At 54.7% G+C, this 12,280-nt stretch carries 13 protein-coding genes and 1 CRISPR repeat array; of the genes, 6 read left to right on the forward strand and 7 right to left on the reverse strand.

The features are described 5' to 3' along the window. Positions 1-238, forward strand: a 238-nt coding sequence (locus HW932_RS20870; protein WP_176978379.1) for a zinc ribbon domain-containing protein, incomplete at its 5' end; no start/stop codon positions are given. A gap of 208 nt (positions 239-446) precedes the next feature. Then, a CRISPR array of direct repeats spans positions 447-963; the repeat unit is 29 nt; unit sequence CTGTTCCCCGCGTGCGCGGGGATGAACCG. Between the two features lie 63 nt (positions 964-1,026). On the opposite strand, the gene HW932_RS20875 is transcribed toward HW932_RS20870, so the two are convergent. The 4 genes from HW932_RS20875 to HW932_RS20890 all read right to left on the reverse strand — a co-directional run bounded on the left by HW932_RS20875 (position 1,027) and on the right by HW932_RS20890 (position 4,439). Next, complete coding sequence (locus tag HW932_RS20875; RefSeq protein WP_176978380.1) at positions 1,027-2,049, reverse strand: toprim domain-containing protein; 1,023 nt, start codon at positions 2,047-2,049, stop codon at positions 1,027-1,029. Positions 2,050-2,204: 155 nt separating this feature from the next. Next, the gene (ssb, locus tag HW932_RS20880) at positions 2,205-2,663 is read right to left on the reverse strand and encodes a single-stranded DNA-binding protein (RefSeq protein ID WP_176978381.1); all 459 of its coding nucleotides are present in this window, start codon (positions 2,661-2,663) and stop codon (positions 2,205-2,207) included. Positions 2,664-2,791: 128 nt separating this feature from the next. After that, positions 2,792-3,247: a single-stranded DNA-binding protein gene (locus HW932_RS20885; protein WP_176978382.1), complete on the reverse strand. Its 456-nt coding sequence runs from the start codon at positions 3,245-3,247 to the stop codon at positions 2,792-2,794. A 70-nt stretch (positions 3,248-3,317) separates the two neighbouring features. Next, positions 3,318-4,439, reverse strand: coding sequence for a Sak single strand annealing protein (locus tag HW932_RS20890; protein ID WP_176978383.1), 1,122 nt, complete (start codon positions 4,437-4,439; stop codon positions 3,318-3,320). Between the two features lie 197 nt (positions 4,440-4,636). On the opposite strand from HW932_RS20890, the gene HW932_RS20895 reads away from it, so the two are divergent. The 5 genes from HW932_RS20895 to HW932_RS20915 all read left to right on the forward strand — a co-directional run bounded on the left by HW932_RS20895 (position 4,637) and on the right by HW932_RS20915 (position 9,150). Further along, the gene (locus tag HW932_RS20895; protein WP_176978384.1) at positions 4,637-6,403 is read left to right on the forward strand and encodes a type IV secretory system conjugative DNA transfer family protein; all 1,767 of its coding nucleotides are present in this window, start codon (positions 4,637-4,639) and stop codon (positions 6,401-6,403) included. Positions 6,404-6,405: 2 nt separating this feature from the next. Next, positions 6,406-7,275: a hypothetical protein gene (locus tag HW932_RS20900; protein WP_176978385.1), complete on the forward strand. Its 870-nt coding sequence runs from the start codon at positions 6,406-6,408 to the stop codon at positions 7,273-7,275. Next, entirely contained in the window at positions 7,257-7,550 is a 294-nt protein-coding gene (locus tag HW932_RS20905; protein WP_176978386.1) for a hypothetical protein, read from the forward strand. Before HW932_RS20900 ends, HW932_RS20905 begins: the two co-directional genes overlap by 19 nt. Then, positions 7,550-8,455: a helix-turn-helix domain-containing protein gene (locus HW932_RS20910; RefSeq protein ID WP_176978387.1), complete on the forward strand. Its 906-nt coding sequence runs from the start codon at positions 7,550-7,552 to the stop codon at positions 8,453-8,455. The genes HW932_RS20905 and HW932_RS20910 overlap by 1 nt, the downstream gene beginning before the upstream one ends. A gap of 140 nt (positions 8,456-8,595) precedes the next feature. Then, the gene (locus tag HW932_RS20915; RefSeq protein ID WP_176978388.1) at positions 8,596-9,150 is read left to right on the forward strand and encodes a helix-turn-helix domain-containing protein; all 555 of its coding nucleotides are present in this window, start codon (positions 8,596-8,598) and stop codon (positions 9,148-9,150) included. Between the two features lie 99 nt (positions 9,151-9,249). Here the strand turns inward: HW932_RS20915 and HW932_RS20920 are convergent, their stop codons facing one another. From HW932_RS20920 to HW932_RS20930, 3 genes are all read right to left on the reverse strand, one after another. Then, positions 9,250-11,052, reverse strand: coding sequence for a DEAD/DEAH box helicase (locus tag HW932_RS20920; protein ID WP_222932479.1), 1,803 nt, complete (start codon positions 11,050-11,052; stop codon positions 9,250-9,252). Positions 11,053-11,105: 53 nt separating this feature from the next. Next, complete coding sequence (locus HW932_RS20925; protein WP_176978390.1) at positions 11,106-11,756, reverse strand: TetR/AcrR family transcriptional regulator; 651 nt, start codon at positions 11,754-11,756, stop codon at positions 11,106-11,108. A gap of 92 nt (positions 11,757-11,848) precedes the next feature. Next, the coding region (locus HW932_RS20930; RefSeq protein WP_222932480.1) for a hypothetical protein at positions 11,849-12,280 on the reverse strand (432 nt) is incomplete at its 5' end.

The following is a 12,280-nucleotide window of genomic DNA, read 5'->3' on the forward strand; positions in this document are numbered from 1 at the left end:
ACTACGGCGGCAGATCGAATACAAGGCCCACTGGCGCGGCGTGACGGTCGTCATCGCGGATCGCTGGTTTCCATCCTCCAAGACCTGTCACGCCTGCGGTCAAATCCATGACATGCCCCTGTCGCAGCGCATGCTGGTCTGCGACTGCGGACACGTCATGGATCGTGACCTCAACGCCGCCAAAAACCTTGATCAGTATGGTCGCGACGCGCTCAGGCGAGACCTTAAACGCACGTAAGAGCCGGGTCAGACGGGGAAAGCCCGCACGGGTGTTGACGACGTGAACAGACTTATTCAGCTTCGTGCAAGTTTGGATAGGTTTTTATGAGCGGTATGCATGTCGCTGGCGGGTTGCTCGTCATCCATGACCCACTTCCGGGAACAGAAAATTTGGAGGATTGTTTTTGATTGGAAAAAACGATATAAAACATTTGATTAAATTAAGACTGTTCCCCGCGTGCGCGGGGATGAACCGGTGGGTCTGGCCGCTCGCTCTCAACGACTGAGCTGTTCCCCGCGTGCGCGGGGATGAACCGCTCTACAGCACCCGCTATTGCGCCCTGCACGACTGTTCCCCGCGTGCGCGGGGATGAACCGCGGCTGATGACGAGCTACACGCTCGACCTGCCCTGTTCCCCGCGTGCGCGGGGATGAACCGAGGGTTGGATTCAATCAACCACCGGAGACTACCTGTTCCCCGCGTGCGCGGGGATGAACCGTCGGGGTAGCTCAGTTCTGACGGACAACGTGACTGTTCCCCGCGTGCGCGGGGATGAACCGGGAATCAAACCGACGGCGGGAAGGGCGGCGCTCTGTTCCCCGCGTGCGCGGGGATGAACCCCACAACTGACCTGCAAAGGAGGTCAATATGGCCTGTTCCCCGCGTGCGCGGGGATGAACCGTCGACACGACTATCCAGATCATCTCCGGCTACCTGTTCCCCGCGTGCGCGGGGATGAACCGTGGGGACGGAAACCACGCCATCAAATAGAAAACCCCACCAGTCAAAGACCGATGGGGTTTGGCTTATGCGGCCAGCTTGCTCCGCAAATTATCGTTCACGTCGCCGTTCTTTGGGGCGCGATCTATGGCCGGGATCCCCAGGCGTTCACAGGCGGCCAGAATCCGGGTCGTGGCATCCTGTCCGGCTTTGTCGGAATCCAGGCACACGAGAACTCGACTGGCTCCAGCGAACCATTCGGGTCGCCAGACCGAGGCACCAGGCAGACCGATGATGTCGCCTTTGAACCCGAGGGCCACGAGTGACAGCAGATCTACTGCACCCTCGACGACCGCCAAGCGGGAATCCTCCCCGGCCCAATACCAAGGCCGACTGGCCGATCCATAACGGATCGCCTTGCGCTCCCCTTCGTTCGGTTTACGGCACAGCCGAAATTCGGCTGAATCCATCCCCGGCAAAAAAAAGACGATCGGTCGATAGGCAATCGCCGGGATCTTCTTGCCCTCCTTCCAAAGCCCGGCCTCCAGCATGAGATCCAGGCCAACAGTGTCTTCCAGAAACAGGCGCGCCTGGAAGGGATCGGCCGGCAGAAAGCCGAGCATCTTCTGAGCTTGGGCCTTAGCGATGATGCGCCCAGGTATTCCCCGAGCCTTGGTCATATAGGCAATAACCTCGGGATCCGGGGCCAGCTTGCCCACGCCGTCGCGCAGACGCTCAAGTGCTGTGTTGAGTGCCGCTTGGCGTGCCTGATTCGCGGACGGATCCGTCACCGGTCGCCGACGCATGACCGGCGTGGCGGCCGAGACCCACTGCTCCCCAGCAAGACGCTTGAGCGCATCCCGATGTGGCATGCACCAAAGTGCTGCTGCGGCATCGATGACGTCCCCTCCCCTTCCACAAGAGAAGCAACGCCATTTTTGGTCTCCTCTGTGGAGACCGAGCTTGTTGCTGTCCATCCGGCCTGCGCCGCAGCATGGACAGAAATCTGAACGCAGAGAGCCGCCTACTTTGCGGAATTGTGCGCCGTGTTCCTCCAGAAAGACCTGGAGGGATACGGACGCTTTGACGTTTTCGATCAGGTGATTCATGAATCTCTCCTTCTATAATAACCCGTCGGGATGGCGGGCTTCAGGAGGACTTGCGAGGCAGGAAAAGTCGGGGGCGCGGCGTTTTGGCAGACAAAAGAAAACCCACCAAGCCATAGGCAAGGTGGGTTTGTGGAATGCACTTAAAGTGCTCCAGACTAGAACGGTATGTCGTCATCCCAGTCAGCACCAGCGTCAGCCGTTTCCGGCTGACGCGGTGACGGAGCCGATGCTGGCCGGCTCGGACGAGCAGCCGGGGCGTCGCCCTGCTGCTGACGGGTATCGAGCATCTGCATGGTGCCGCCCATATCGACGACGACCTCCGTGGTATAGCGATCCTGGCCATCCTGGGTCTGCCACTTGCGGGTGCGTAGCTTGCCCTCGACGTAGATCTTGGAGCCCTTGTGCAGATACTGTTGGACGATCTCGGCGAGCTTGCCGAAGAACACGACGTTGTGCCACTCCGTGCGCTCCTGCTTTTCGCCGGTGTTGCGATCCTTCCAACTCTCGCTGGTCGCGATCCGCACATTGGCGACGGGGTCGCCACTGGGCATGTTGCGGATTTCGGGATCCGCGCCGAGGTTCCCGACCAGGATGACTTTGTTTACGCCTGCCATGAGAGTTTCCTCTGTTTTGCCACGGTCGATATGACGTGGCTTCAGAGGGAGTTGCCGGACAAAAAAACACCGAGCTAGGCTCGGTGTGTTGGATGTGTTCGAGGTCGAACCGGGCGACGCGGTGTGCCTCAGAAGGCCAGATCCCCGGACTCGTCCCAGTCTGAACTGGAACTACTGGTGGTCGCCGTTGGGGCTTTGGGAGCTGGCGGAGGAGTTGATTGGCTGGATAATTGACTGCCTCCCTCGCTGTTATCGCCGTTTGCCCGTACATCCCCCCCGAGAAGTTCAATTTCATCAACCATTAAGGTTAAGACAACTTTGGGTTCTCCACCCTCCTTTGGAATGTAAGCGCGAGCATTCACATCCCCTGAAACCCAAACCTTTTTTCCTTTCGTTAAGTATTGAGGCAGGGTCGATTCGGCACGTTTGCCCCACAACCCGCAATCATAGTATTTCGTACGAGCTTTATCTTTGTCTCGGCGGTTATTGACAGCAACCGTAAAATTACACACACATTGCCCAGACGCTGTTTTTCGAACTTCAGCATCTTTGGTCAGGTTGCCGATGATATCTGTTCTATCCATCCTAGTTCCTCAAGATTTTCTCGCAAAAGAAACCCCACCAGCAAGGCTGATGGGGCATGTGGTTTAAGCGCTAGGCGGCCAGTTGTTCCAGTTTAGCCTCCCGACGCTCGATGGCATTGAGGTAAATCTCAAGTGCCTTGGTTCCGGCGAACTGCTTCGACAGATGCGTCCGAGCCATCGCAGCGCTCTCCAGGTTGGAAATGCGCTCGATCCTTGTCAGAAGCTTTGTGTGATCTTCATCTGAAGGTTCCTGTACCTGGGTTGCAGCCTCGGACGAGGAGTCACTGCCCTCGTTGGCCTCAGAGACAGATGTTTCCGCCGGCGTCCGAGGCTGGCTTCCCATCGGCTCGCGATGGAGATCGTCCAGATCCTCGCGGGCATAGACTGCGATCCCATAGCCGGTCAGCACCGCAATGCCACGGGTCAGGCAGCGCATAACCGCCCGGTTCCAGTCGTGAGTCGACGGCGACACCAGCGGTTGGTGATCCATCTTCTTGCGACCATTCTTGGTCTGGACCTCCTGGACACCCATGATGGGCAGCCATTCGGTATGGCTCTCCCCCTTGTAGTGCAGGGTTACGGCCACCATCCAGCCACCCCGAACCCGTTGTGCTGGGATGCGGGACATTTCCCCCGTTTCAGGGTCGACATCCTCGAACATCTCGACCTCGAACCGGAAGTTCGGGTCGGTCAGCTTCGCGGCGGTGTAGGCCGATGTCCAATCGACATAGGCCGCCCCACGCTTGTCCCCGGTTGGTGCGGGGATCTGGCTCAGGTCGCTTTGGGGTGTGATCCCAAGTTCCTTGAGGAACCCGGCCACATTGTCCACGTGCCCCGCATACAGGCTCATGCCGACCCCATGGATCAGGGCGGACGCCTTCGCGCGACATCTGGACTGCGCATCCCCGATGTCGCGAGCGGTTGCCCGTTCGACCGCCAAGGCCAGGTTGGAATGCGTCAGGACCGGCAACCAAACCCGCTGCCGGTGCTCCCCGACCTGCCCTTCCACAGCGACCACCAGGCCGCCGAAGAACTCGAGGTAGGGATGCCCACTGTCGAACTGGACGACAGAGAGCGACGGACGCTCGGCGAGCGCCATGGCCGTGGGCCACGGCAGGTACTGATGCCCGTTAGCCTCGCTGACCAACCCTTTGATCGGGGTCTTGATGCCTTCAACGAATGTTTTTGCCATGTCGGCTCTCCTCGTTCGCGCCCTGGCAACAGGCCGGGGCTTCTTCACAATGCCCAGTGTTCGCGACACATGGGCTCCATGTGGAATTGCCTGACAAACAAAGGCGCTCCGCGTGGAAGATAGGTCGGTGTGGGTACGTTGCCGAACATGGTCATACAATGTAAAATGTATGTATCATATTTTACATAAAAAACCTGATGACCATCACCCGGAAATTTGGCGGATCCCTGGACACGGTCGCGCTCACAGGCGCTGGACTGACGGTCCTTGGTGCCAGCCCCATGCTGGCGGACTGGCTCCCCCCAACCGTTCTGACAGGGGGGGCCGTCGTCGGCGGCGGATGGATGGGGTTACGCGCCCTGGATGCGTTGTTCAAGCGTCCGATGTTCAAGGGATGGAAGGGCGCGACGATCTCCGATGCGCCCGTGGTCAACGCCAAACTCGGACGTCAAATCAAGGATGCCCTGTTGCTTGGCTATGCGGGCGATACGGGCGATCCGATTTGGATCAACAACGAAGACGCGATGCGTCATCTCTACATTCGCGGTCAGTCAGGCGTGGGCAAAACCGTGGCGGCCAGTCTAATGATGTTTCAGCAAATCCAGCGCGGAGGCGGATTGCTGTTCATGGACGGCAAAATCGATGCCGACAACCTGGAAATGCTGTATAGGATGGCCTCCTGGTGTGGGCGCGAACATGATCTGGAAGTCATCAATGCCGGTGATCCGTCCAAGAGCAACACCTACAACCCGATCCTCTTCGGCGACCCGGACGAGGTATCAGCACGCATCATCGGTCTGATCCCCTCAACCGAATCCAATGCAGGAGCCGACTACTACAAACAGTCGGGCAATCAGGGCATCACGACCCTAGTGGCCGCATTACAGGCGGCGCAATTAGCGTACAACTTTATTGATCTCACGATCTTGCTGATGTCGCCCAAGGCGCTCAACTACTTAGAAAGTCAGGTGGTAAGCCAGGTTTCAGACCAGCATCCGGCGGCCCTGGCGCTCAAGATCTTTCTCGATCAGTACCGTACAGGGAAGGAGGGCGTCATCGACATGAAGAAACTCAAGGAGGTCTTTGGAGGATTGGGCGGTCGCCTCTACAGTTTCGGCACCGGGAAGTTCGGCGAGGTTATGAACACCTACTCCCCCGAAGTCCAGCTGCACCGATCCATACGCGAAAACAAAATAACCTACATTGCCTTGCCGACCATGGGTAAGGATGTGGCAGCGAACAATTTCGGCAAGATGGCCGTCGGCGATTTCCGAACCGCTGTCTCCTGGATTCAGCTGCTGGAGGTCAAAGATCGCCCCTCCCCACCCTATATGGGCTTTTTTGACGAAGCCGGATCTTACGTTTCAGCGACCTGGAGTCGCTTGTTTGAACAAGCACGGTCAGCACATATCATGCTGATGCCGGCTGTGCAAACCGATGCCAACTTTGCCGCCGTCTCTGACGAACTCGCCGAAATGATCGAGGGTAATACCTGGGTGAAGGCCTACTTCAAGCTCGGTTCGCAGGGCACGGCCGAGAGTGCCGCCGAGTTCATTGGGAAGGTCAAGCGCGTCGCGCGTTCGCTTTCTGTCAGCGACAGTCGCTCGGAAACCAGCACGCTCGTTCAGCCCTCCCCGGCACAATCCTCCGGTGATTCCAATGGTTTTTCCTACACCGAGCGCGAGGAAGAGCAGTATCGAGTCGCGCCAGATGATCTTAAGGCGTTGGGCAAAGGAGAGGCTATTATTCTTTACGGAGGCGACCGAGTTTATTCGGTCAAAATTCCGCGCTTAACCTTTGATCGTGCATTCATAGATCGCGTTGGATCAGCGCGCATCAACCATCCGCGCCCAAGCCACAGTCCCAGCGGGGCATACAAACGGGGCATTAACTTGTTTGAGCAAATCGACAGATTTCTATCTTCGACCGAGCGCGAACAAATTGATCGCGAGGCACGAGACTGATGATGGCAGAATCAACAAACCATCGGGATCGCTATGGATTTTTGGACGCAAATTTCGAACTGGATGAATCAGACCCATCTCTTATGGATTGGGATTGGCACGCTCCTGGCGATGTGGATTTTCCCGCCGCTGAGATGGATTCTGGAGAAAATCCTGTCGCCGAGTGGTACATGGATTCTGCGGATTATTTTCCAGTGGTTGATCTGGGCGATGAAGAAACTGATCCATGCCCACCTGATTTATTTTCGGAATCTCTTGTTGCCGCGGTCAAAAATATACCCGACCCTCGAAAAGAGCGAGCGAAGGAGTTAAAACAAGCGAAGCTTGCTGTTGTAAGTTATCAGGATTACGACGACCCATTGCAGCAAAAGCTCGTTCGCTTGATGAATCTGCGCGCACAAGCGATCCTCGCCAACAAACCCGGCGCTCCGGCTTTTTTACGCTGGTTCTTTTGTATGGAAAAAGACGATTACGGTCTGGATTTCGAGGTCTGCGCGATCGGCCTGGGCGCAGACCCAAGCAGCGTGCGCCTGCGCTTTCAAAGTTATATGTATTTGCGTTGGGTCGTGTTGAATGCACCGATCGGATTTCTGGTCGCTCCTCCGCCAGAGGAGATGCTGAGTCAGTCGACATATTATGGAGGACAGGCTGGAGCAATCATTATGCGCCATACCTGGGAATGGCCGGGGATTCCTCTCCAAAAGCTGGTGGAGGATGTAGCAAAATCGGGCTTTAGCATCAAGTATATTTACAATTCTATTGGAGCGCTTCAGGAAAAAAAATATCTACTCGACTGGAATGATAACTGCTATGCCGTAGGTAGTCGCGGGCGACTGCTCGATCGAAATAACCCATGGAGATCGCGCTTCTGATGCTGATTTCACAGGAGATTCGCGGACGGCTCAGAAGTGTTTTGGGCATCAAACCCGAGCTTCTGCCGGAAATACATCCTTGCGGCAACTGTAATAGCACGAGCAACATCGAAATACTCTATAGCGCGTCTGAAGGTACATTCGCCATCACATGCCTCGTCGACGGCTGGATCACAGGAGAGCATGGCGAGCTTTTCGAGGCCATCAAAGAATGGAATCAGCATCACGATAGCCCATCTGGCCACCCGAAAAACCAAAACGCGAGATTGAATTGATGTGTCGAGAAAATGACATCATGCGCGATTGGATAGACGGCAAAATCGACTCCAATCAAGCGCTTCTAAAGTTAGCTCCGTTGCTTCAGAGATTGTCACTATGGGCGGCTCGCAAATACAATGTTCCTGGTCATGCAGAGGATATTGAGCAGGAACTGGCGTTAGCTCTTCTGGGCGAAGCCGCTAAAAAATGGAACCCTGTGCTCAGTATTTCAAGCTACATGACAGGCTGGGCATGGCGTATCGCCTCTAGCATATCGCAATCAAAAATGCGCGAGGAAAATTTTGACGACCTTTATTCCAAAACAGAGTCGGACATGCTGTGCGACCGCACTCTGGAAGCAATCAATGCTATCCAGGATGATCAATCGATATACGCTATGATCGATAGAGAGTTCTTGCGGCGCGTCCCAGATGGATTTTCGATAGATGGACTTGAGCGCGCACTGTCTGAATTTCCAGATCCCGATCGAAAACCGACTAGCGATCGGATCAAGAAGGCTCGTCGCTTGAAGCCAAATAAATACTTGCTGAAAATCCGGCACGCTGTCGGGATGACGCGAGCGGATATGGCTGCATCCATGGGAATTTCGCTTGGGCGCTACGCGGGTTATGAATCGGGTAAGATTCAATCTGTGCCAGAGGATATCTACGAACGTGCCAATCTGGTTTATTCAAATATGGGGCATCGTACTCGATTAACGGATGAAATCGCGGATCTTCCGATGAGCGAGATCATCCAAAAATGGTGTCGCATGCTGAATTGCTCGGAAACGGAAGCCGCCGAACATCTGGGTATTTCAAAGCGCACGCTGCGCCGATGGATCGAAGACGATTACAAGCCACGACACAGCATCGTACTTCGGCACCATATCAAAGTAGAATCCTTATCCCACGCGCGGTAAAATCCCGTTCTTCAGGTCGGAGATATAAGGCGCTCGCCGGATAACTAAAATGGCTCAAGCTGCATCCTTTTAATACAGTGATGGTGTCAGTCTCTCAACCTTCTTAACTAATTGATTGTCAATCTTTAGAGATTTCAACGATGAAGAAATCGCAGGTCGCCACAAGTCCCTTTATACCCTGGAGTAGCCCGCCTCTACGTGTCGATGACTCGGTCGATGAAGCTCAAATAAAGAGCTTTCACTCTACTGCGCTAAGAGGTGACTACAGCACGAAAAATCTGTCTGAAAGAGCATTAGAGCTAGTAAGAATACGGAAAAAACTGGGAATGACGCAGGCGGATTTTGCCATGTCTGTCGGCCTCGAAAAAGACAAGATCGTCAATATCGAAAACGGAAGAGTCCGAAATATTCCAGATGAAATTTTGGAGGAAGCCAGAAAAGTTATGGAGGGCGCTTATTACGGACGAGTCAAACCGTTAGCCGATCTTCAAAATCTATCTATGCCCGAGATCTTGGATCGCTGGTGGGCTATGATGGGCGTCGATAACGATGAGGAAGGGGCAATCCTTCTGGGTGTCTGTGGACTGACCGTCGAGCGTTGGCGGACACAGCCCAGTCGCCCGGCGGCACGCGATATCCTGCGCTACGATCTGATCGCGCGTAAGATTGCCGAAAAAAATCCAGGGGGGCGCTGATCCTCCCCGCCCTGAAGGACGGGGTTTCTCGCGCAAGACGGGTGAGCTGATTCGTAGCCACGCTTCCGCCCGAAGGGCGGGACAGGCCGGCAGATTCGTTTAAGCAAAGCCTCGGTGCATGTCGTGCGGTTCTAATGCGAGTCCTAAAAATGGCGTTGCAGACTTACCATGCTGGGCTTCCGCTCCATTAAGTAAATCGCCATAACCGCGCCGCGCGGCATCGCGTTCCGCTAGATCAAATCCATCTTGCGTTTGCTCCAGCAAACGAAGCCGCTGGATGGTGGTCTCCCGCTCCCGACTCAACTCGGGATCCCGAATATCGAATGGCACGTACATTAGAAATCGACCTTGGCCGCCCTCTCGAGCCAGGCGTCCGCGCATTTGATGCAATGTCGAGATCCCGTAACGTTCGGCACTGACAACAATGCCCAGTGTCAGTTTAGGAATCGTGATCCCCACTTCCATGATGGAAGTGGCAATCACGATCGGGCATTCACCAAGCCGAACCCGATTGAGGGCTTGGGTTTTTTCGGTGTCGGACAGCCGTCCGTGCAACAGCACCACGTTTCCAGGTTGTAGAGTGGACCAGCGTTCAGCGGCCGCACGAACATTGCGCCGGTGATCGGACTCGTCATGGGCTTGCTTGGGGTAGATGATCATCACCCGCTCGCCGGCCTTGACCGTCTGCTCGACCTGCTGCATCAGCAGGGCCTTCTCCGGCTCCCCAACAAGGCGCGTGACAATCTGCTTTTTGGCGTGCCCTTGAAGCCTGAAAACCGGCATGCCACCATATTTGAGCATCCCCAAAGTATGCGGAATACAGGTGGCTGTGGCCTCCAGAATGTTCGTCGATTCATTCGCCAGGGCGCAACGCTGCTCCAAACTGAACTTTTGCTGCTCGTCGACGATCAGGAAATCGGCTATCCAGCCCGTGCGCCTGGCATGTGAGATCAGGGCTGTCGTTCCGACAAGGAGGGCATTATCTGGAGTCTCGCCTTCGGAGGATCCTGTTAGGAGTGAAACGCGGACTTGCGAAAAATGCGTTTTAATCTCACGGGCAATCTGGGTGGCCAGAGGCGTATTGGGGGCCATGATCGCCACCCGTTTACCAGCCAGCCATGCCCCAACGGCAGGCAGAGCGTAGGTGATGGTCTTGCCTGACCCAACATCACCAGACAGCAATGCTCGCAGCGGACGTTCAGAATCCAGAATGTCGACTAGCTCATCAATGGCAGACTCTTGACTGGACGACAACGCAAACGGTAGCTTCTGCTTGAGCGCCATGAGTCCAAACCAGTCTATAGGGATACGAGAATGCGGTTCAATGCGCTCTTGATGCGTCGACGCCCGTGACAGGATCGCCAGCACGCTTAATCGTTTGGCCTCGCCGATAGCCCAGGAAAAAACATCGGACGAGCAGGGACGATGCAGGCACTGCAACAGTTGATGCAGCGCTTCATGCCCTGGAGAAACTTCACCCAGGCGATTATGCAAAATATTCAGTGCCTGTGAATACAGTTCCTGATCATCCAGGATAACGGCGATCTCATCACGCAACCGATCTCCCGTGATGATCTTTGGTACAGTGCGATAGGCCGGGATCACGCGACCATACAACAAAGGGGGAATGCGCTGTGCCTTGGATAGTGTCAGCGTCTGCCCAAATTGACGAATGACACCCTTGAGATGCAGTCTGAGTCCGACTTTAAGGTCTTTCCAATCCTTAGTGGCGGAAGGATGCGGCCCGAAAAACGAGACGCGCAACCGGGGACCGTCGGTTTCGACATCGAACGACCACATGGAACGCTCACGGTGTTTTTGAGGGGCCGAAACGACACGGACCGGCCCACAAAAATCATCGTTCTCGAAAAAGGCGCAATCGACAGATCGATAGTCGATCAAGCCCTTTGGAACCAGCAATGGCAATTCGGCCAGAGAGGATGCCCCGAGTGCGCTTAATCCACGCATACATCTGTTCTATAAACGTTTAATATCAAATCAACAGAATTGACAACACGCTGATATTGCACGTCCTGCGATGGTCGCGGGATGGCACCGATCAGCAAGCCAATGACCTGAAAACCTTGCCACATTGCCAGCAGTTGTTCGGCCACTTCATTGATGTTGGACGAGTTTATCCTGAGTTCACCGCGTTGTACACCCAATTCTAATATATCTTTGACTTTTTCTTGTAAAATGGATTTATATTTGCTGTAAAATGTATCGACGATCGACCGAATCTCTCGGCCCCTTTTCTTCTTCGGTTTTTTTGCAATCAAAATATAAGCCAGATTAACAAAAGCATCATCTGTCAGAGCATTCGCAATTATGCATCCGGCACCAATCAAAGCCTGTCGCGATGTTTGATTTTTGTTGATAGAGACATCAAAAACCCTCATTATCTCTACATTTTTTTTTAATAAAACGGCAATCTCTAGTTCTGCAAGATCACCAAAATGATTGTAGACCGTATTGCGAGACACACCGGCTTCACGTGCAACACGCTCAATGGTAAGCGTGTCTTCAGATTCCAGAATCTTCAAGGCTGCATCGATGATTTCAAGGTGTTTGCCCATGTCAACGGGTCGACCGCGCGCAGCAGACATAGATTATGTTCCGATTATCCCACACGCCGTAAAACCCCGTCCTTCAGGGCGGGGATTTGACAGAGGCGAGAGAGAAGCTTGCATCCCTAGAATCAGGCATCGCAGGAATTGTTCTGGTCGACGACAGAGAAACAAGCTTCCAGTAACGACATCAGATTCATTCTGGTTTCCGAATCGAGATTTTCGGTGAGCCCCCAGACCCCAATTGCAGCGAGAATGATTTCGCAGGGGGACTCGGAGTTGATGGGGTTTCTCAAAGCGTTCAGTACCAAGTGCTGAACGTGGCTGGCTTCGTAGATGATTTGCTGCTTTCCAGCGGCGTGTTCCAGAGCATCAAGGCCGATCTCCAGCGCCACCCCACCACTACCATTGAGATCCACGTAATTCGATAGTGCCTCTTTCAGCTCATCGATCGTGCTGGGAGTTGCCTCGGTCTCCCATGCCGGTAGGGACTCGAATACAGGGCGAAAATCGGAAACAGCGGGAGTGAAGTGAGTGGATGCCATGATGAACTCCTTGTGATG

Origin of the sequence: Allochromatium humboldtianum (genome assembly GCF_013385175.1) — a bacterium.
Taxonomy (GTDB): domain Bacteria; phylum Pseudomonadota; class Gammaproteobacteria; order Chromatiales; family Chromatiaceae; genus Thermochromatium; species Thermochromatium humboldtianum.